The sequence below is a fragment of the Mesorhizobium sp. 113-3-3 genome (assembly GCF_016756495.1).
In the GTDB taxonomy this organism is placed as follows: Bacteria; Pseudomonadota; Alphaproteobacteria; order Rhizobiales; family Rhizobiaceae; genus Mesorhizobium.
In genome coordinates, this window is record NZ_AP023243.1 from 4317238 (window position 1) to 4334399 (window position 17162).

A 17162-nucleotide genomic window follows, 5' to 3' on the forward strand; every position below is an offset into this window, starting at 1 on the left:
CTCCGCTTGGTAACGCTTGATGGCCCGTGAGGTCAGGCGGTGCGTTTCACCGAAGCTCACGAGATAAGCTCCGGGCTCTAAACATGCAAGCGGCCGCGTTGACGCGGCCGCTTAATTGAGCAGATCAAAGCACAATCGCGAGCAAAAATGGGATCCCGTTTCTGCCGATCGCGCTTCAAATTGCCGTTACTCGGCAGCTGCCTTTTCCGGCAACTTGATCGAGCCGCCGGCCTTTTCGATCTTCTCGATCGCGGCCTTGGAGGCACCGGCGACGTCGAAGGCAAGCTTGGCCTTCAGTTCGCCATCGGACAACACGCGCACGCCATCCTTGACGCGGCGGATGACGCCGGCGGCGACAAGCGCCTCGGCCGTCACGGTTGCCTTGGCGTCGAGCTTCTTGGCGTCGACGGCTTCCTGGATGCGGGCCAGCGACACGACAACGAAGCTCTTGGCGAAGATGTTGTTGAAGCCACGCTTCGGCAGACGCCTGTAGAGTGGCATCTGGCCACCCTCGAAGCCGTTGATGGCGACGCCGGAGCGCGCCTTCTGGCCCTTGACGCCGCGACCGGCGGTCTTGCCCGAGCCGGAACCGATGCCACGGCCGAGACGCTTCTTGGAATGCGTCGCGCCGTCCTTGTCACGCAGATCGTTGAGTTTCATCTGAGTTCTCCTGCGCTTTGGCTCAGCCCTCGTCCACGACGCGGACGAGATGCTGAACGGCGGCGATCATGCCGCGCACGGAAGGCGTATCTTCCAGCGTGCGCTGCTTGTGCATCTTGTTGAGGCCGAGGCCGACCAGCGTCGCGCGCTGTTCCTTCGGACGGCGGATCGGCGAACCGATCTGCTCAACGGTGATGGTCTTGGTTGCTTTCTTGGCCATGGTCAAAATCCCTGGTCAGATCGACTATTCTTCAGCCGCTACGGCGGTGCCGCGGCGGGCCTGAAGGGTCGAATACTTGATGCCGCGCGCGGCAGCCACATCCTTGGGATGCATCTGGCTCTTCAGCGCATCGAAGGTGGCGCGAACCATGTTGTACGGGTTCGACGAACCCATCGACTTGGCGACCACGTCATGCATGCCGAGCGTCTCGAAAACGGCGCGCATCGGGCCGCCGGCGATGATGCCGGTACCCTGCTTGGCGGCGCGCAGCAGAACACGTCCGGCGCCCCAACGTCCCTCGACGTCGTGATGCAGCGTGCGGCCCGAGCGCAGCGGCACGAAGATCATGTCGCGCTTTGCCGATTCGGTTGCCTTGCGGATGGCTTCCGGCACTTCGCGTGCCTTGCCGTGACCGAAGCCGACGCGGCCCTTCTGGTCGCCGACGACGACGAGTGCGGCGAAACCGAAGCGGCGGCCACCCTTGACGACCTTGGCGACGCGATTGATGTGGACCAGCTTGTCCACCATGCCGTCGTCGCGCTCTTCGCGCTCACGCTCGCGGCCGCGGCCGCCTTCCCTACGTTCCTGTGCCATATCCTGTTCCTTGTTTTTTTCCGGAAGCACGGTTGATGATGATATCCGGCGCCTCTGTGGGTCACCGGGGGCGAATTATTTTCCTTTGCATGATCTTGTCCGAAAAGTCTGCAACTTTTCGGGATCAAGCATCAGAAGCTGAGACCACCTTCGCGGGCGGCTTCAGCCAAAGCCTTTACGCGGCCGTGATAGATGTACGGGCCACGGTCGAAGACGACTTCCTTGACACCGGCCTTGGTGGCGCGCTCGGCGATCAGCTTGCCGATCGCGGCGGCGGCGGCGGTGTCGGCGCCGGTCTTGAGCGAACCCTTGAGGTCCTTCTCGAGCGTCGAAGCAGCGGCGATGGTGTGGCCCTTGGCGTCGTCGATCACCTGGACGTAGATGTTCTTCGAGGTGCGGTGGACCGACAGACGCGGACGCTCGCCGGCGACCTTCCTGATCTGGCGGCGAACGCGCTGCGCACGGCGCTGCGTGGATTCCTTGGTACCCATGATGGTCTTCCTTGCCTTCAAAAAACGGGGGCCGCCATATGCGGTAGGCGAAAACGCCTCCCGCGGCCGCTCCCCGCGGCGTTACACTTCCTTGGCTTGGCCCTTTCCGAAAAGCCTGCGACTTTTCAGGACCAGGCCCACTACTTCTTCTTGCCTTCCTTGCGGACGATCTTCTCGCCAGCGTAGCGGACGCCCTTGCCCTTGTAAGGCTCGGGGCCGCGGTATTCGCGGATCTCGGCGGCCACCTGGCCAACCTGCTGCTTGTCGATGCCGGCAACGGTAATCTCGGTCGGCTTCGGCACCGTGATGGTGATGCCGGCCGGCGTCTCGTAGACGACGTCATGGCTGAAGCCAAGTGCCAGCTGCAGGTTTTTGCCCTGAAGCGCGGCGCGATAGCCGACGCCCGTGATCTCGAGCTTCTTCTCGAAACCGTCCTTCACGCCCTGCAGGATGTTGACGATCTGCGTGCGCGACATGCCCCACTTGGAGCGGGCGGTCTTGGTCTGGTCGCGCGGCTCGACAGCGATCTCGCTGCCTTCCATCTTGACCAGGACTTCGTCGTTCACCACGAACTTCAGCTCGCCCTTGGGGCCCTTCGCCGTCACGGTCTGGCCGTTGACGGTCGCGGTCACGCCCTGCGGCAGCGAAACGGGTTTCTTTCCAATACGAGACATTTTGTTGTCCTCGTCACTTCTCTTGTTTCAGGTCTCTGTCTTCGGAACGATCCGAAGACCGGATTCCAATTTGCGGTCAGCTGCCAGATCAGAAGATCTGGCAGAGGATCTCGCCGCCGACGTTCTGTTCGCGGGCTTCGTGATCGGCCATCACGCCCTTCGGCGTCGAAAGGATGGCGATGCCGAGGCCGTTGGCGACGTGCGGGATCGACTTGGCCGAAACGTAAACGCGGCGGCCCGGCTTCGAGACGCGGGCGATTTCGCGCACGACCGGCGCACCGTCGAAATACTTCAGCTCGATTTCGATTTCGGACTTGCCGTTGTCGAAGTCGGTCTGGCTGTAGTCGCGGATATAGCCTTCAGCCTTCAACACGTCGAGGACGCGGGTGCGCAGACGCGAGGCCGGCGTCGAGACACTCGACTTCTTGCGGCCGTAGGCGTTGCGGATGCGGGTCAGCATATCGCCGAGAGGATCGCTCAATGACATGTTATGTCCTCCTTACCAGCTCGACTTGACCAGGCCCGGGATCTGGCCGTTGTTGCCGAGATCACGAAGCGCGATGCGCGATACTTTGAGCTTGCGATAGTAGGCACGCGGACGGCCGGTGACTTCGCAGCGGTTGCGGATGCGGATCTTGGCCGAGTTGCGCGGCAGGGCAGCAAGCTTGAGCTGAGCGCGGAAGCGCTCTTCCATCGGCTTGGACTGATCCATGATGATCGCCTTGAGCGCTGCGCGCTTGGGACCGTACTGGTCGGCAAGCTTGCGGCGCCTGTTGTTCTTCTCGACTGAGCTGGTCTTTGCCATTTCAGATTTTTCCTTTTCTCGCTGCCGTTACTGGCGGAAGGGGAAGTTGAAAGCCTTGAGCAATGCCCGGGCTTCGTCGTCCGTCTTCGCAGTCGTACAAACGATGACGTCCATGCCCCAGATCTGATCAACCTTGTCGTAGTTGATCTCCGGGAACACGATGTGCTCCTTGATGCCCATGGCGTAGTTGCCACGGCCATCGAAGCTCTTGGGGTTCAGTCCGCGGAAGTCGCGGACGCGCGGCAGCGCGATGTTCACGAGGCGGTCGAGGAACTCGTACATACGTTCCTTGCGCAGCGTGACCTTGGCGCCGATCGGCATGTTCTCGCGAACCTTGAAGCCGGCGATCGAATTGCGGGCGCGGGTGACGACGGCCTTCTGGCCGGCGATCATCGCCAGGTCTTCGGCCGCAACCGAGGGCTTCTTGGAATCGGCGGTTGCTTCGCCAACACCCATGTTCAGCACGATCTTGTCGAGGCGCGGAACCTGCATGTCGTTTGCGTAGCCGAACTGCTCCTGCAGCGCCTTGCGGATGGTCTCGTTGTAGACCTGCTTCAGACGCGGCGTGTTGGTGGCAGTCGCCTGTTTGCTTTGAGCCTTAGCCATTGATGACTTCTCCCGAGCGCTTGGCGACGCGCACCTTCTTGCCGTCCTTCTGGAAGATGAAACCGACGCGGGTCGGCTTGCCATCCTTGGGGTCGGCCAGCGCGATGTTCGACAGCTGGATCGGCGCTTCCTTGGTGATGATCCCGCCCTCTTGGGACTGGGACTGCTTCTGGTGACGACGGATCATGTTGACGCCGCGCACCAGCGCGGTGTCATCCTTCGGCTGAACCGAGAGGACTTCGCCCGAACGGCCCTTGTCCTTGCCGGCCAGCACGACGACCTTGTCGCCTTTTCTAATCTTTTGCATTGGTCCGGCTCCTTACAGCACTTCAGGCGCGAGCGAGATGATCTTCATGTGGTTCTTGGCGCGGAGTTCGCGCGGAACCGGTCCGAAGATACGCGTGCCGATCGGCTCTTTCTTGTTGTCGACGAGAACGGCCGCGTTCTTGTCGAAACGGATCACGCTGCCGTCCGGGCGCCTGATGTCCTTGGCCGTGCGAACCACGACCGCCTTCATCACATCGCCCTTCTTAACGCGGCCGCGCGGAATGGCTTCCTTGATCGACACCACGATGATGTCGCCCACGGAAGCGTATTTCCGCTTCGAGCCGCCCAGCACCTTGATGCACATGACACGACGCGCGCCGGAATTATCCGCCACGTCGAGGTTTGTTTGCATCTGAATCATGACTGGCCGCCTTCTTCTTTTCTAACGGGACGGGCTCGAAGCCCCTCCCCGGTCTGTCCAAAATTCGTTGTTTACGCCTGGTCCGAAGACACGACGATCCAGCGCTTGTCCTTGGAAATCGGCTTCGATTCCTGGATGAACACCTGATCGCCAACCTTGTGGGCGTTGTTCTCGTCGTGCGCCTTGTACTTCTTGGTCATGCGCACGGTCTTCTTCATCACGGGATGCGTGAAGCGCCGTTCGACCTTGACGACAACCGTCTTCTCGTTCTTGTCGCTGACGACGGTGCCCTGCAGAATGCGCTTTGGCATGGTTTTCGTCCTTAAGCCTTCTTGGCCGCGGACTTTTCCGCAGCGATGGTCTTGATACGCGCAATGTCCTTACGGACCTGCCTCACGCGCGCGGTCTTCTCGAGCTGGCCGGTGGCCTTCTGGAAGCGCAGGTTGAACTGCTCCTTCTTCAGGCTGGCCAAATCGTCGGTCAGCTGGTCCTGGGTCTTGGTCCGGATGTCTTCGGCTTTCATGATCAGCCCGTCCTTATTCTGCGATGCGCTGTACGAAGCGCGTCCTGACCGAGAGCTTGGCCGCGCCTAGACGCAGCGCCTCACGGGCGGTTTCTTCACTGACGCCGTCGATCTCGAACATGATGCGGCCAGGCTTGACGCGTGCCGCCCAGTAGTCGACGGCACCCTTGCCCTTGCCCATGCGGACTTCGGTCGGCTTCGACGTGACCGGCAGATCCGGGAAAATACGGATCCAGACGCGGCCAGCGCGCTTCATTTCGCGAGTGATCGCGCGGCGGGCCGCCTCGATCTCACGCGCGGTGACGCGGTTCGGCTCAAGCGCCTTCAGCCCGAAACCACCGAAATCCAGGTTGGTGCCGCCCTTTGCGGTACCATGGATACGGCCCTTGAACTGCTTGCGGAACTTTGTGCGCTTTGGCTGCAGCATCGTTCTAACTCCAAATTCCTAAATGTCTCAGGCGTTTTCGCGACGACGACCGCGTTCGCGATCACCACCACCGCCATGCGCAGCATCACCCTCGGTGGCGCGACGTTCCGAAGCCATCGGATCGTGCTCGAGGATCTCGCCCTTGAATACCCAGACCTTGACGCCGCAGATGCCGTACGCCGTATTCGCCTCGGCCGTGCCGTAGTCGACATCGGCGCGCAGCGTGTGCAGCGGCACGCGGCCTTCGCGGTACCACTCCATGCGGGCGATTTCGGCGCCGCCCAGACGGCCCGAGCAGTTGATGCGGATGCCTTCGGCACCGAGGCGCATCGCCGACTGCACGGCGCGCTTCATGGCGCGGCGGAACGCGATACGGCGCTCGAGCTGCTGGGCGATCGACTGGGCGACCAGGGTCGCGTCAATTTCCGGCTTGCGCACTTCAACGATGTTGAGGTGCGTCTCGGACTTCGTCATCTCCATCAGCTTCTTGCGAAGCTTCTCGATGTCGGCGCCCTTCTTGCCGATGATCAGACCCGGGCGCGCGGCATGGATGGTGACGCGGCACTTCTTGTGCGGGCGCTCGATCACGACCTTCGAGATCGCGGCCTGCTTGAGTTCCTTCTCAAGATACTTGCGGATCTTGATGTCCTCATGCAGCAACTTGCCGTACTCGCCGGTGTTCGCGAACCAGCGCGAATCCCAGGTGCGGTTGATGCCGAGGCGAAGGCCGATCGGATTGACTTTCTGGCCCATTATGCGGCCTCCCCTTTTTCTTCGACTTCACGAACAACGATCGTGAGGTGCGAGAACGGCTTCTCGATACGGCTGGCGCGACCACGGCCACGAGCGTGGAACCGCTTCATGACGATCGACTTGCCGACATAGGCTTCCGCCACCACCAGCGCATCGACATCGAGGTCGTGGTTGTTTTCCGCGTTGGCGATCGCCGATTCCAGCGTCTTCTTGACCGTGCCGGAAATCCGCTTGGCCGAGAATTCGAGATCGGAAAGCGCTGTCGCGACCTTCTTGCCGCGGATCAGCGCGGCAACGAGGTTCAGCTTCTGCGGGCTGATACGGATCGTGCGCAATACGGCGCGCGCTTCGTTGTCAGCAAGCCTGCGCGGAGCTTTGGCCTTGCCCATGATTATTTCCTCTTCGCCTTCTTATCCGCGCCGTGACCGTAATAGGTCCGCGTCGGAGCGAATTCACCGAACTTATGACCGACCATGTCCTCGTTCACCGAAACGGGAACATGCTTCTGGCCGTTGTAGACACCGAAGGTGAAGCCGACGAACTGCGGCAGGATGGTGGAGCGACGGCTCCACATCTTGATCACCTCATTGCGACCACCTTCACGAACCTTGTCCACCTTCTTGAGAAGGTAGCCGTCGATGAAGGGGCCTTTCCAAATAGAACGAGTCACTTGGCGTTACCTCTTCTTAGCTCTTGCGCTGATGGCGCGAGCGCAGGATGAACTTGTCGGTCGCCTTGTTGGACCGCGTCTTCTTGCCCTTGGTCGGCTTGCCCCACGGGCTGACCGGATGACGGCCGCCGGAGGTGCGGCCTTCACCACCGCCGTGCGGATGGTCGACCGGGTTCATGGTCACGCCGCGATTGTGCGGACGCTTGCCGCGCCAAACCGTGCGACCGGCCTTGCCGTCGTTGATGTTGCCGTGGTCGGGGTTCGACACGGCACCGACGGTGGCCATGCAGGAGCCGTGAACGACACGCTGCTCGCCCGAGTTGAGGCGCAGGATCGCCATGCCCTGGTCGCGACCGACGAGCTGGGCGTAACCGCCGGCCGAACGGGCGACCTGGCCACCCTTGCCCGGCTTCAGCTCGATGTTGTGGACGATCGTGCCGACCGGCATCGATGCCAGCGGCATCGCATTGCCCGGCTTCACGTCGACCGCTTCGCCGGCCACGATCTTGTCGCCGGCGGCAAGGCGCTGTGGGGCGATGATGTAGGACAGCTCGCCATCGTCGTACTTGATCAGCGCGATGAAGGCGGTGCGGTTCGGATCGTATTCAATGCGCTCGACCGTGCCGACGACGTCGAACTTGCGGCGCTTGAAGTCGATGATGCGGTACGAACGCTTGTGACCACCGCCGATGAAGCGGGCGGTGATGCGGCCGTGATTGTTGCGGCCGCCCGACTTGGTCAGGCCCTCGGTCAGGCCCTTGACGGGCTTTCCCTTGTAGAGGCCCGAGCGGTCGACGATGACCAACTGGCGGGTGCTCGGCGTTACCGGGTTGAATTTTTTCAGTGCCATTGTTCTGTCCTCGCGGCCTTGCTCAGAGACCCGTCGCGACGTCGATCGACTGGCCGTCGGCCAGCGTCACAATCGCCTTCTTGACGTCGCTCTGGCGGCCGATCGTGCCGCGGAAGCGCTTGATCTTGCCCTTGCGGACAAGCGTGTTCACGGCCATCACCTTGACGCCGAACAGCGCTTCGACGGCGGCCTTGATTTCCGGCTTCGACGCCTTCTTGGCGACGTTGAAGACGACCTGGTTCTGCTCGGAAGCCATGGTCGACTTTTCGGTGATCGCCGGGCTGACGATCACGTCGTAGTGACGAAGGTCGGTCATTTAAAGCGCTCCTCGAGAGCCTCGACGGCGGCCTTCGAAAGGACCAGCGTGCCGCGGCGCAGAATGTCGTAGACGTTGATGCCCTGGATGGGCAGCACGTCGATGTTGGGGATGTTGGTCGCGGCCAGCTTGAAGTTCTTGTCAAGCTCGGCGCCACCGATCACCAGGGCGTTGCTCAGGCCCAGCGTCGCGAAATTCGCGATCAGTGCCTTGGTCTTGGCCTCGGTCAGCTTCAGCTCGTCGATGATGATGATCGACGCGCTCTTGGCCTTGGCCGAGAGAGCATGCTTCAAGCCCAGGGCGCGCACCTTCTTCGGCAGGTCGTGCTCGTGGCTGCGAACGACCGGGCCGTGGGCCTTGCCGCCGCCGCGGAACTGCGGAGCGCGTGCCGAATGGTGACGGGCGCGGCCCGTACCCTTCTGCTTGTACATCTTGGCGCCGGTGCGCGCGATTTCGGCGCGGCCCTTGGCCTTGTGCGTGCCCTGCTGCTTCTTGGCGAGCTGCCAGCGCACGACCCGCTGCAGGATGTCCTCGCGCGGATCAAGGCCGAAAATCTCCTCGGAGAGTTTCACCTTGCCGGCGTCCTTGCCGCCAAGCGTTGTGATCTTGAGATCCATTATTCCGCTCCCTCTGTGGCCGGAGCCTCGTTCTTAGCAACGGCGCGGATCGCGGCGGGCTTCGGCGCATTGGCCGGCAGTGCCACCTTGGCCGCATCGCGGACCAGGATCCAGGCGCCCTTCGATCCGGGAACCGCTCCGCGGATCAGGATCAGGCCGCGGTCGGCATCGGTCGAGACGATCTCGACGTTCTGCGTGGTCACGCGGGTATCGCCCATGTGGCCGGCCATCTTCTTGCCCTTGAACACCTTGCCGGGGTCCTGGCGCTGGCCGGTCGAACCGTGCGTACGGTGCGAGACCGAGTTACCGTGCGTCGCGCGGCCACCACCCATGTGGTGACGCTTGATGACGCCCTGGAAACCCTTGCCGATCGTCGTGCCCGTCACATCGACCTTCTGGCCGGCGACGAAGTGCTCGACGGTGATCTCGGCGCCGACATCGATCATGTTGTCGGCCGAGACGCGGAACTCGGCAACCTTCGCCTTCGGCTCGACGGAAGCGGTCGCGAAATGGCCGCGCAGCGCCTTCGACGTGTTCTTCACCTTGGCGAGGCCAACGCCGAGCTGAACGGCGGTGTAGCCATTCTTCTCCTGCGTGCGCTGCGCCACGACCTGGCAGTTCTCCATCTGGAGAACGGTGACGGGAACATGTTCCCCGGCATCGTTATAGATGCGGGTCATTCCCACCTTCTTTGCAATCACACCTGAACGCATCGGTTCAATTCCTTTAGAGTTCCGGGCCAGGGGCACCGCCCCTTACCGCGCTCTCATTCCCTTAGAGCTTGATCTCGACGTCGACGCCGGCGGCCAGATCGAGCTTCATCAAAGCATCGACGGTCTGCGGGGTCGGATCGACGATGTCGAGCAGACGCTTGTGCGTGCGCATCTCGAACTGCTCGCGGCTCTTCTTGTCGACGTGAGGCGACCGGTTCACCGTGAACTTTTCGATCCGCGTCGGCAGCGGAATGGGGCCGCGGACGTTTGCGCCGGTGCGCTTTGCCGTCGACACGATTTCCTTCGTCGAGGCGTCGAGCACGCGGTGATCAAACGCCTTCAGGCGGATGCGGATATTCTGTCCGTTCATGCGTCACTTCCTTGTTCTGGCGCGGCGCGGGCAACTTCCGCGCCCGCGACAGATCGGTTTAAGTCCAAATTACTCTTTGATGGTGACGACGATGCCGGCACCGACGGTGCGGCCGCCTTCACGGATGGCGAAGCGCAGCTTCTCTTCCATGGCGATCGGCACGATCAGCTCAACATCGACCGTGATGTTGTCGCCAGGCATCACCATCTCGGTGCCAGCCGGCAGCGACACGATGCCGGTCACGTCCGTCGTGCGGAAGTAGAACTGCGGGCGGTAGTTGGTGAAGAACGGCGTGTGACGGCCACCTTCGTCCTTGGTCAGGATGTAGGCTTCGGCCACGAACTTCTTGTGCGGCTTCACCGTGCCGGGCTTGGCCAGAACCTGGCCGCGCTCGACGCCTTCACGATCAACGCCACGCAGCAGCGCGCCGATGTTGTCGCCAGCCTGGCCCTGATCGAGCAGCTTGCGGAACATTTCAACGCCCGTGCAGGTCGTCTTGGTCGTCGGACGGATGCCGATGATTTCCAGCTCCTCGCCGACCTTGACCACGCCGCGCTCGACGCGGCCGGTCACGACCGTGCCGCGGCCCGAGATCGAGAACACGTCTTCGATCGGCATCAGGAACGGCTTGTCCAGCGGACGAACCGGCGTCGGGATGTAGGCATCGACCTGAGCCATCAGCTCGCGGATCGCGTCCTCGCCGATCGTCTTGTTCGAATCTTCAAGTGCAGCCAGAGCCGAACCCTTGACGATCGGAATGTCGTCGCCGGGGAACTCGTTCTTCGACAAAAGCTCGCGAACCTCGAGCTCGACCAGTTCGAGGAGTTCCGCGTCGTCGACCTGGTCGACCTTGTTGAGGAACACCACGATCGACGGCACGCCGACCTGACGGGCCAGCAGGATGTGCTCGCGGGTCTGCGGCATCGGGCCGTCAGCAGCCGAAACCACCAGGATCGCGCCGTCCATCTGCGCGGCGCCGGTGATCATGTTCTTCACATAGTCGGCGTGGCCGGGGCAGTCGACGTGGGCGTAGTGGCGGTTGGCCGTCTCATACTCGACGTGAGCCGTCGAGATGGTGATGCCGCGCGCCTTCTCTTCCGGCGCCGCATCGATCTGGTCGTAGCGCTTGTACTCGCCAAAATACTTCGTGATCGCCGCCGTCAGCGACGTCTTGCCATGGTCAACGTGACCAATCGTGCCGATGTTCACATGAGGCTTAGTGCGCTCGAATTTACCTTTTGCCATGTGATGTCTCCATTTCCTGCTCGCCCATGCGGGCTTTGAATTGCGTTATCGCGACAGCTCTTTCGAGTTACGCGTACTTTTTCTGGACTTCCTGGGCGACCGCGGTCGGGACCGGCTCGTAGTGGTCGAACTGCATCGTGTAGGCCGCGCGGCCCTGGCTCATCGAGCGCAGGTTGTCGACGTACTTGAACATGTTGGCGAGCGGCACCATCGCATTGATGACGACGGCCACGCCGCGTGCTTCCTGACCCTGGATCTGGCCGCGGCGGCCGTTCAGGTCGCCAATGACGCTGCCGACATAGTCTTCCGGCGTCACGACTTCGACCTTCATGATCGGCTCGAGCAGCTGCACGCCAAGCTTGGGTGCGGCTTCACGGAAGCAGGCGCGGGACGCGATTTCGAAGGCCAGGACCGAGGAGTCGACGTCGTGGTAAGCGCCGTCGATCAGCGTCGCACGGACGCCGATCATCGGGAAGCCCGCGAACGGGCCAGCGCCCATGACGCTCTGGATGCCCTTTTCGACACCCGGGATGTATTCCTTCGGCACCGCGCCGCCGACGATCTTGGATTCGAAGACGAACTCTTCGCTCTCCGTGTTCGGCTCGAAGATAACTTTCACGCGGGCGAACTGGCCGGTACCGCCGGTCTGCTTCTTGTGCGTGTAGTCCTGCTCGTGCTTGCGGGTGATCGTCTCGCGATAGGCCACCTGCGGAGCGCCGACATTGGCTTCGACCTTGAACTCGCGGCGCATGCGGTCGACGATGATGTCGAGGTGCAGTTCGCCCATGCCGGAGATGATGGTCTGGCCGCTTTCCTCGTCGGTCTTGACGCGGAAGGACGGATCCTCGGCAGCCAGGCGGTGAAGGGCGAGGCCCATCTTTTCCTGGTCGTTCTTGGTCTTCGGCTCGATGGCGATCTGGATGACCGGATCGGGGAATTCCATGCGCTCGAGGATGACCGGGTGCAGCGGATCGCACAGCGTGTCGCCCGTGGTCGTGTCCTTGAGGCCAGCCAGGGCGACGATGTCGCCGGCAAAAGCTTCTTCGACGTCGGCGCGCGAATTCGCATGCATCTGCAGCATGCGGCCGATGCGCTCCTTCTTGCCCTTGACGGTGTTGTCGACCGAGATGCCCTTGGTGAGCTTGCCCGAATAGATGCGGGCGAAGGTCAGCGAACCCACGAACGGGTCGTTCATGATCTTGAAGGCGAGCATCGACAGCGGCTCGTCGTCGACGGCATGACGCTCGATCTCGGCGTCGGTCTTGGCATCGACACCCTTGATGGCGGGAACGTCGGCCGGCGACGGCAGGTATTCGACGACGGCGTCGAGCAGCGGCTGCACGCCCTTGTTCTTGAAGGCCGAGCCGCAGAACATCGGGAAAAACTTGACCGCGATCGTACCCTTGCGGATCAGCGAACGAATCTCGTCATTCGACGGCATCTTGCCTTCGAGGTAGTTCTCGAGCGCCGTCTCGTCCATTTCGACGGCGGCTTCGATCATCTTCTCGCGGTATTCCTGGGCACGAGCCTGAAGGTCGGCCGGGATCTCGACGACGTCCCAGGCAGCGCCCAGCGTCTCGTCGCGCCAGACAAGCGCGTTCATCTCGACGAGGTCGACGACGCCCTTGAATTCGGTCTCGGCGCCAATCGGCAGCTGCATGACGACAGCCTGCGCACCAAGGCGCGAGCCGATCATCTCGACCGAGCGGTAGAAGTCGGCGCCGATCTTGTCCATCTTGTTGCAGAAGATCATGCGCGGCACGCGGTACTTGTCGGCCTGGCGCCAGACGGTTTCCGTCTGCGGCTCGACACCGGCGTTGGCGTCGAGCAGCGCAATGGCGCCGTCGAGCACGCGCAGCGAACGCTCGACTTCAATGGTGAAGTCGACGTGTCCGGGGGTGTCGATGATGTTGAAGCGGCGCATCTTGCCGTCACGGCCCTTCCAGAAGGTCGTGGTGGCGGCGGACGTGATGGTGATGCCGCGTTCCTGCTCCTGCTCCATCCAGTCCATGGTGGCAGCGCCGTCGTGCACTTCGCCGATCTTGTGCGACTTGCCCGTGTAGTAGAGGACGCGCTCGGTGGTCGTCGTCTTGCCGGCGTCAATATGCGCCATGATACCGAAATTGCGGTAGTCTTCGATTTTGTATTCGCGGGCCATCGTAGCTGCCTCTCAGTCCTGTTCGCGCTTTACCAGCGGTAGTGTGCGAAAGCGCGGTTGGCTTCAGCCATCTTGTGGGTGTCTTCACGCTTCTTGACGGCCGTGCCGCGGTTGTTGGCCGCGTCCATCAGCTCGCCCGAGAGGCGGTCGACCATGGTGGTCTCGTTGCGGTTGCGGGCAGCCGCGATCAGCCAACGGATGGCCAATGCCTGGCGGCGCTCGGGGCGCACGTCGACCGGAACCTGGTAGGTGGCGCCGCCGACGCGACGCGAACGCACTTCCACATGCGGCGCGACATTGTCGAGCGCCTGATGGAAGACGGTGACCGGCTCCTGCTTGGTCTTCGACTGGACCTGGTCCAGAGCGCCATAGACGATGGTCTCGGCGACCGACTTCTTGCCGTCATACATGACGGCGTTCATGAACTTGGTGACAATCAGATCGCCGAACTTCGGATCCGGGTTGATCTCACGCTTTTCTGCACTGTGACGACGCGACATGGCTTTTGTCTCTCAATCTCGTAGCCCGACGCGTTCAAGCAGCGCCAGGGCCGGAAAATCTTACTTCGGACGCTTGGCGCCGTACTTCGAACGGCGCTGCTTGCGGTTCTTCACGCCCTGCGTGTCGAGCACGCCGCGGATGATGTGGTAGCGAACGCCCGGAAGATCCTTGACGCGGCCGCCGCGGATCATGACCACGGAGTGTTCCTGAAGGTTGTGACCTTCGCCGGGGATGTAACCGATCACTTCAAAACCATTGGTCAGGCGGATCTTGGCCACCTTGCGCAGCGCCGAGTTCGGCTTCTTCGGCGTCGTCGTGTAGACGCGCGTGCAGACGCCCCGCTTCTGCGGGTTCTGCTGCATGGCCGGGACCTTGTTGCGCTTCACCGGCGCAATGCGCGGCTTGCGGATCAGCTGGTTGACGGTAGGCATTAAACCCTCTTGTCTCTCAATTCCGTGTCTCGCCCGGTCAGGGCCGCTCAAAGCGTCATTTCCATACGCAAATTCGGGCAACAAACCGCGCCTCGCGGTCTTGCCCGAACAAATGGCAGAGGAAGCGGAAGCCGCTTCGTGCACGCCGGAAATGTCTTTTCGCTCGTAAAACGAACCCTGTTTGAAGCAAACTCCAAAGCGTGTCGCTTCGGAAAGGAGAGCCTCACATCGGTTCTGACTGGCCGGCTTCTACTCGTAAGCCCGCGAACCGTCAACCCCGCAGTGCCAAATATTGCATTGAAGCCGGGGCTTGGCAGCCATGCGAAAACCGCAGGTAATTTTCTTTCGCCATTTTGCAAGGGCGGAGAAGAAAGTGCCAAGGCTTTGGCAAAGTGAATGGCTTTTGGCTGTCGCACGGCCCCGCTTCATGCGAAAAGGCCGGCAGAACAGTCAAAATCCCCTCGCCCGTCCTTTCCCAGAAGGAATCAGCCCGTGAACGACAATGAAGAACGCCCGGTCACCATCATCACCGGCCGGGTGTGGAAGCGCAAAGGCGGCAAGGTAGAAGGCGTGCATGTCATGCTGGTCGCTCCCGATGACGATTCGGCGGTGCGCCGTGCCCTCGAATCGCTCGCGGCGGAAGGTTATGCCGAGGCCGAACTCGATCAGATCGGCGATATGGACGGTGTGCCCGACGACGAGCCGCATCTGTCGGCCTATCAGGGCGCGCTCGAAGGCGAAGTGTCGATCGTCACCTTCGACGTACCGATCTGAGAATCAGGTCAGGACGCGGCCGACGCGGGCCGGACCGCCGCTCCATGACCACACCTTGCCCGGCTGCCTTTTCGCATCTAGGAAAACCTGTCCTTCCCATCCGGAGCCCTCATGTCCTCGAACAACAACCCCATCAAGATCGGCATCGTCGGCGTCGGCAAGATCGTCCGCGACCAGCACCTCCCGGCGCTGGCCAAGGACCAGAACTATCGACTCATCGCCGCCGCCAGCCGGCATGGCAAGGTCGACGGCATCCCGAACTTCCCCACTATCGAGGCGATGCTCGACGCGGTGCCGGAGCTTGAGGCTGTCTCGCTCTGCATGCCGCCGCAATTCCGCTACGATGCCGCGCGCACCGCGCTCGAGGCCAAGAAGCACGTCTTCCTGGAAAAGCCCCCGGGCGCCACGGTCAGCGAAGTCGCGGACCTGAAGGTGCTGGCCGCGAAGAACGGCGTCTGCCTGTTCGCCAGCTGGCACTCGCGCTATGCGCCGGCGGTGGAGGCTGCGCGCAGCTTTCTCGCATCGGCCCGCCTTCGCTCGGCGGCGATCATATGGAAGGAAGATGTGCGCCGCTGGCATCCGAACCAAGAGTGGATCTGGGCGCCGGGCGGCTTCGGCGTCTTCGATCCCGGCATCAACGCGCTGTCGATCGCAACCCACATCCTGCCGGCGATGTTCATCACCTCGGCCGCGCTCGACTTTCCCGAAAACCGCGCCGCCCCGGTCGCGGCGCAAGTCGCCTTCCGCACCTCGAACGGATTGCCGGTGACGATGGACCTCGACTGGCTGCAGACCGGCCCGCAAAGCTGGGACATCCTGGCCGACACGGATGCGGGCAAGATGGTGCTTTCCGGCGGCGGCTCGAAGCTCGCCATCGACGGCCGTGTCGTCCATGAGGAGCCGGAGGCGGAATACCCGATGCTCTACAGGCGTTTCGCCGAGATCGTGCGCGCCGGCACATCGGATGTCGATCTGGCGCCGCTGCAGCATGTCGCCGACGCCTTCATGCTCGGCAGGCGCAACGTGGTCGAAGCGTTTTTCGACTGAATTGTGCCCGCGACGGGATCGCGGATCTGGCTGGAGCGCACGCTCGTGCCAGGTCGCCCCCCACTCCCTCTCGGCTACGCCGAGCCACCTGCCGGGGCGAGCCACGGGTCTCGCCCGCCCTTCGGCCCCCCGGTCAACGGGGTAGAGGAAAGCGCCAGGCTTTCTGCCGTCAACGCTCCTCCAGAAACGCTCCTTCCTTTCCCTCCGGAGGGGGAAGGTGGCGCTGCGCAGCAGCGACGGATTGGGGCAAGCCGGCCGTCAAACGAACTGCCGATGACAAGTGAGCATGACCGAGTTGGTCCGACATCAGCGTCATTCAGGCAATCACCGTGTGATGCTCACTCGACGATCGCAATGGCAAAGCCGTCATAACCCTTGGCGCCGACGGTCTGGATAGCGGTGCCGTCCAGGCGCTTGTCGCCGCCGATGAACGAGAACGCCGCCCGGGCGCCGACAACATTGGCGTCATGGCCACCGCCGTCGATCACCGCGCCGTCGCGGATGACGTTGTCGCAGATGATCACTGTTCCCGGCCTTGAGAGCCGCATGGCCCATGACAGATAGTTCGGATTGTTCGGCTTGTCGGCGTCGATGAAGATGAGATCGAACGGCCCGGCATTCTCGGTGCCTAGCGCGGCAAGCGACTGTAGCGCCGGCCCGACCCGCAGTTCCACCCGTTCCGACACCCCTGCCTGTTCGAAATTCGACCGCGCGACGCTGGCATGATGCGGGTCGAGTTCAAGCGTCACGATCTTGCCGTCCGCAGGCAACGCTCGCGCCATCCAGATCGTCGAATAGCCGCCCAGCGTGCCGATTTCGAGAACCTTTTTCGCGCCTTTGATGCGCAGCAGAAGCGAAAGCAGCTTGCCCTGCGCCGGCGAGACGTCGATCGGTGGCAAGCCTTGGTCACGGTTGGCGGCCAGAACAGCGTCGAGGGCGGGATCTGCTTCGAACAGGGCCTCAACGATGTAGTCGTCGACAGCAGCCCAGGTTTTCTTGCTCATCGTTTTTTCCGATCCTTCGATCGCC

The 17162-nt window shown here is 62.4% G+C and carries 28 protein-coding genes; 2 read left to right on the forward strand and 26 right to left on the reverse strand.

Going from position 1 to position 17162, the window contains the following annotated elements:
- Positions 1 to 186: 186 nt before the first annotated feature.
- From rplO to rpsL, 25 genes are all read right to left on the reverse strand, one after another.
- A complete protein-coding gene (gene rplO, locus JG746_RS21015; protein ID WP_202354516.1) occupies positions 187 to 660 on the reverse strand; it encodes a 50S ribosomal protein L15 in 474 nt (157 codons plus the stop codon).
- A 22-nt stretch (positions 661 to 682) separates the two neighbouring features.
- Positions 683 to 880: a 50S ribosomal protein L30 gene (gene rpmD, locus JG746_RS21020; RefSeq protein WP_006205449.1), complete on the reverse strand. Its 198-nt coding sequence runs from the start codon at positions 878 to 880 to the stop codon at positions 683 to 685.
- Between the two features lie 24 nt (positions 881 to 904).
- The gene (rpsE, locus tag JG746_RS21025; RefSeq protein ID WP_027046810.1) at positions 905 to 1474 is read right to left on the reverse strand and encodes a 30S ribosomal protein S5; all 570 of its coding nucleotides are present in this window, start codon (positions 1472 to 1474) and stop codon (positions 905 to 907) included.
- A 131-nt stretch (positions 1475 to 1605) separates the two neighbouring features.
- The gene (rplR, locus tag JG746_RS21030) at positions 1606 to 1965 is read right to left on the reverse strand and encodes a 50S ribosomal protein L18 (protein ID WP_010909284.1); all 360 of its coding nucleotides are present in this window, start codon (positions 1963 to 1965) and stop codon (positions 1606 to 1608) included.
- Positions 1966 to 2105: 140 nt separating this feature from the next.
- The gene (gene rplF / locus JG746_RS21035) at positions 2106 to 2639 is read right to left on the reverse strand and encodes a 50S ribosomal protein L6 (protein ID WP_095203284.1); all 534 of its coding nucleotides are present in this window, start codon (positions 2637 to 2639) and stop codon (positions 2106 to 2108) included.
- A gap of 88 nt (positions 2640 to 2727) precedes the next feature.
- On the reverse strand, positions 2728 to 3126 hold the full coding sequence (gene rpsH / locus JG746_RS21040; protein WP_006205453.1) for a 30S ribosomal protein S8: 399 nt from the start codon (positions 3124 to 3126) through the stop codon (positions 2728 to 2730).
- Between the two features lie 12 nt (positions 3127 to 3138).
- Positions 3139 to 3444, reverse strand: a complete 306-nt coding sequence (rpsN, locus tag JG746_RS21045; RefSeq protein ID WP_010909282.1) for a 30S ribosomal protein S14 — start codon at positions 3442 to 3444, stop codon at positions 3139 to 3141.
- Positions 3445 to 3471: 27 nt separating this feature from the next.
- On the reverse strand, positions 3472 to 4050 hold the full coding sequence (gene rplE / locus JG746_RS21050) for a 50S ribosomal protein L5 (RefSeq protein WP_095203283.1): 579 nt from the start codon (positions 4048 to 4050) through the stop codon (positions 3472 to 3474).
- Positions 4043 to 4357 carry a 50S ribosomal protein L24 gene (gene rplX / locus JG746_RS21055; RefSeq protein ID WP_006205456.1) on the reverse strand — a complete coding sequence of 105 codons (315 nt, stop codon included), beginning with the start codon at positions 4355 to 4357 and terminating at the stop codon, positions 4043 to 4045. Before rplX ends, rplE begins: the two co-directional genes overlap by 8 nt.
- A gap of 12 nt (positions 4358 to 4369) precedes the next feature.
- Complete coding sequence (gene rplN / locus JG746_RS21060) at positions 4370 to 4738, reverse strand: 50S ribosomal protein L14 (protein WP_006205457.1); 369 nt, start codon at positions 4736 to 4738, stop codon at positions 4370 to 4372.
- Positions 4739 to 4809: 71 nt separating this feature from the next.
- Entirely contained in the window at positions 4810 to 5049 is a 240-nt protein-coding gene (gene rpsQ, locus JG746_RS21065; protein WP_010909280.1) for a 30S ribosomal protein S17, read from the reverse strand.
- A gap of 11 nt (positions 5050 to 5060) precedes the next feature.
- Positions 5061 to 5261, reverse strand: coding sequence for a 50S ribosomal protein L29 (rpmC, locus tag JG746_RS21070; RefSeq protein ID WP_006205459.1), 201 nt, complete (start codon positions 5259 to 5261; stop codon positions 5061 to 5063).
- A 13-nt stretch (positions 5262 to 5274) separates the two neighbouring features.
- Entirely contained in the window at positions 5275 to 5688 is a 414-nt protein-coding gene (gene rplP / locus JG746_RS21075; RefSeq protein WP_010909279.1) for a 50S ribosomal protein L16, read from the reverse strand.
- Positions 5689 to 5715: 27 nt separating this feature from the next.
- Complete coding sequence (rpsC, locus tag JG746_RS21080; RefSeq protein ID WP_010909278.1) at positions 5716 to 6441, reverse strand: 30S ribosomal protein S3; 726 nt, start codon at positions 6439 to 6441, stop codon at positions 5716 to 5718.
- Positions 6441 to 6830: a 50S ribosomal protein L22 gene (gene rplV, locus JG746_RS21085; RefSeq protein WP_010909277.1), complete on the reverse strand. Its 390-nt coding sequence runs from the start codon at positions 6828 to 6830 to the stop codon at positions 6441 to 6443. The genes rpsC and rplV overlap by 1 nt, the downstream gene beginning before the upstream one ends.
- A gap of 2 nt (positions 6831 to 6832) precedes the next feature.
- On the reverse strand, positions 6833 to 7111 hold the full coding sequence (gene rpsS, locus JG746_RS21090; protein WP_006205463.1) for a 30S ribosomal protein S19: 279 nt from the start codon (positions 7109 to 7111) through the stop codon (positions 6833 to 6835).
- Between the two features lie 16 nt (positions 7112 to 7127).
- Positions 7128 to 7961, reverse strand: a complete 834-nt coding sequence (gene rplB / locus JG746_RS21095) for a 50S ribosomal protein L2 (protein ID WP_202354517.1) — start codon at positions 7959 to 7961, stop codon at positions 7128 to 7130.
- A gap of 22 nt (positions 7962 to 7983) precedes the next feature.
- A complete protein-coding gene (locus JG746_RS21100; protein WP_010909275.1) occupies positions 7984 to 8277 on the reverse strand; it encodes a 50S ribosomal protein L23 in 294 nt (97 codons plus the stop codon).
- Positions 8274 to 8894, reverse strand: coding sequence for a 50S ribosomal protein L4 (gene rplD / locus JG746_RS21105; RefSeq protein WP_008875667.1), 621 nt, complete (start codon positions 8892 to 8894; stop codon positions 8274 to 8276). The genes JG746_RS21100 and rplD overlap by 4 nt, the downstream gene beginning before the upstream one ends.
- Positions 8894 to 9607, reverse strand: a complete 714-nt coding sequence (gene rplC / locus JG746_RS21110) for a 50S ribosomal protein L3 (RefSeq protein ID WP_095203282.1) — start codon at positions 9605 to 9607, stop codon at positions 8894 to 8896. The genes rplD and rplC overlap by 1 nt, the downstream gene beginning before the upstream one ends.
- A 61-nt stretch (positions 9608 to 9668) precedes the next feature.
- Positions 9669 to 9977, reverse strand: coding sequence for a 30S ribosomal protein S10 (gene rpsJ / locus JG746_RS21115; RefSeq protein WP_010909272.1), 309 nt, complete (start codon positions 9975 to 9977; stop codon positions 9669 to 9671).
- Positions 9978 to 10046: 69 nt separating this feature from the next.
- On the reverse strand, positions 10047 to 11222 hold the full coding sequence (gene tuf, locus JG746_RS21120) for an elongation factor Tu (protein ID WP_010909256.1): 1176 nt from the start codon (positions 11220 to 11222) through the stop codon (positions 10047 to 10049).
- Positions 11223 to 11289: 67 nt separating this feature from the next.
- Positions 11290 to 13380 (reverse strand): elongation factor G, encoded by a 2091-nt coding sequence (fusA, locus tag JG746_RS21125; protein WP_202354518.1) that lies wholly within the window; start codon positions 13378 to 13380, stop codon positions 11290 to 11292.
- A 29-nt stretch (positions 13381 to 13409) separates the two neighbouring features.
- Complete coding sequence (gene rpsG, locus JG746_RS21130) at positions 13410 to 13880, reverse strand: 30S ribosomal protein S7 (RefSeq protein ID WP_008875664.1); 471 nt, start codon at positions 13878 to 13880, stop codon at positions 13410 to 13412.
- A gap of 60 nt (positions 13881 to 13940) precedes the next feature.
- A complete protein-coding gene (gene rpsL / locus JG746_RS21135) occupies positions 13941 to 14312 on the reverse strand; it encodes a 30S ribosomal protein S12 (protein WP_006333356.1) in 372 nt (123 codons plus the stop codon).
- A 492-nt stretch (positions 14313 to 14804) separates the two neighbouring features.
- Between rpsL and JG746_RS21140 the strand changes: the two genes are divergently transcribed.
- Complete coding sequence (locus JG746_RS21140; protein WP_096445651.1) at positions 14805 to 15086, forward strand: transcriptional regulator; 282 nt, start codon at positions 14805 to 14807, stop codon at positions 15084 to 15086.
- Between the two features lie 111 nt (positions 15087 to 15197).
- Entirely contained in the window at positions 15198 to 16133 is a 936-nt protein-coding gene (locus JG746_RS21145; protein WP_202354519.1) for a Gfo/Idh/MocA family protein, read from the forward strand.
- A gap of 338 nt (positions 16134 to 16471) precedes the next feature.
- Here the strand turns inward: JG746_RS21145 and JG746_RS21150 are convergent, their stop codons facing one another.
- A complete protein-coding gene (locus JG746_RS21150; protein WP_202354520.1) occupies positions 16472 to 17137 on the reverse strand; it encodes an O-methyltransferase in 666 nt (221 codons plus the stop codon).
- Positions 17138 to 17162: the final 25 nt, after the last annotated feature.

What these genes read in the sequence shown, in the direction of transcription:
- JG746_RS21145 (WP_202354519.1), top strand. Translation starts at nt 15,198, where the DNA reads ATGTCCTCGAACAACAACCCCATCAAGATCGGCATCGTCGGCGTCGGC.
- rplN (WP_006205457.1), bottom strand. Translation starts at nt 4,738, where the DNA reads ATGATTCAGATGCAAACAAACCTCGACGTGGCGGATAATTCCGGCGCG.
- JG746_RS21100 (WP_010909275.1), bottom strand. Translation starts at nt 8,277, where the DNA reads ATGACCGACCTTCGTCACTACGACGTGATCGTCAGCCCGGCGATCACC.
- rpsH (WP_006205453.1), bottom strand. Translation starts at nt 3,126, where the DNA reads ATGTCATTGAGCGATCCTCTCGGCGATATGCTGACCCGCATCCGCAAC.
- rplO (WP_202354516.1), bottom strand. Translation starts at nt 660, where the DNA reads ATGAAACTCAACGATCTGCGTGACAAGGACGGCGCGACGCATTCCAAG.
- rpsC (WP_010909278.1), bottom strand. Translation starts at nt 6,441, where the DNA reads ATGGGCCAGAAAGTCAATCCGATCGGCCTTCGCCTCGGCATCAACCGC.
- tuf (WP_010909256.1), bottom strand. Translation starts at nt 11,222, where the DNA reads ATGGCAAAAGGTAAATTCGAGCGCACTAAGCCTCATGTGAACATCGGC.
- rplB (WP_202354517.1), bottom strand. Translation starts at nt 7,961, where the DNA reads ATGGCACTGAAAAAATTCAACCCGGTAACGCCGAGCACCCGCCAGTTG.
- rplR (WP_010909284.1), bottom strand. Translation starts at nt 1,965, where the DNA reads ATGGGTACCAAGGAATCCACGCAGCGCCGTGCGCAGCGCGTTCGCCGC.
- rplP (WP_010909279.1), bottom strand. Translation starts at nt 5,688, where the DNA reads ATGCTGCAGCCAAAGCGCACAAAGTTCCGCAAGCAGTTCAAGGGCCGT.
- rplV (WP_010909277.1), bottom strand. Translation starts at nt 6,830, where the DNA reads ATGGGCAAGGCCAAAGCTCCGCGCAGGCTTGCTGACAACGAAGCGCGC.
- rpsL (WP_006333356.1), bottom strand. Translation starts at nt 14,312, where the DNA reads ATGCCTACCGTCAACCAGCTGATCCGCAAGCCGCGCATTGCGCCGGTG.
- rplF (WP_095203284.1), bottom strand. Translation starts at nt 2,639, where the DNA reads ATGTCTCGTATTGGAAAGAAACCCGTTTCGCTGCCGCAGGGCGTGACC.
- rpsG (WP_008875664.1), bottom strand. Translation starts at nt 13,880, where the DNA reads ATGTCGCGTCGTCACAGTGCAGAAAAGCGTGAGATCAACCCGGATCCG.
- JG746_RS21150 (WP_202354520.1), bottom strand. Translation starts at nt 17,137, where the DNA reads ATGAGCAAGAAAACCTGGGCTGCTGTCGACGACTACATCGTTGAGGCC.
- rpsJ (WP_010909272.1), bottom strand. Translation starts at nt 9,977, where the DNA reads ATGAACGGACAGAATATCCGCATCCGCCTGAAGGCGTTTGATCACCGC.
- rpmD (WP_006205449.1), bottom strand. Translation starts at nt 880, where the DNA reads ATGGCCAAGAAAGCAACCAAGACCATCACCGTTGAGCAGATCGGTTCG.
- rplD (WP_008875667.1), bottom strand. Translation starts at nt 8,894, where the DNA reads ATGGATCTCAAGATCACAACGCTTGGCGGCAAGGACGCCGGCAAGGTG.
- rplX (WP_006205456.1), bottom strand. Translation starts at nt 4,357, where the DNA reads ATGCAAAAGATTAGAAAAGGCGACAAGGTCGTCGTGCTGGCCGGCAAG.
- rpsE (WP_027046810.1), bottom strand. Translation starts at nt 1,474, where the DNA reads ATGGCACAGGAACGTAGGGAAGGCGGCCGCGGCCGCGAGCGTGAGCGC.
- rpsQ (WP_010909280.1), bottom strand. Translation starts at nt 5,049, where the DNA reads ATGCCAAAGCGCATTCTGCAGGGCACCGTCGTCAGCGACAAGAACGAG.
- fusA (WP_202354518.1), bottom strand. Translation starts at nt 13,380, where the DNA reads ATGGCCCGCGAATACAAAATCGAAGACTACCGCAATTTCGGTATCATG.
- rpsN (WP_010909282.1), bottom strand. Translation starts at nt 3,444, where the DNA reads ATGGCAAAGACCAGCTCAGTCGAGAAGAACAACAGGCGCCGCAAGCTT.
- rplE (WP_095203283.1), bottom strand. Translation starts at nt 4,050, where the DNA reads ATGGCTAAGGCTCAAAGCAAACAGGCGACTGCCACCAACACGCCGCGT.
- rpmC (WP_006205459.1), bottom strand. Translation starts at nt 5,261, where the DNA reads ATGAAAGCCGAAGACATCCGGACCAAGACCCAGGACCAGCTGACCGAC.
- rplC (WP_095203282.1), bottom strand. Translation starts at nt 9,607, where the DNA reads ATGCGTTCAGGTGTGATTGCAAAGAAGGTGGGAATGACCCGCATCTAT.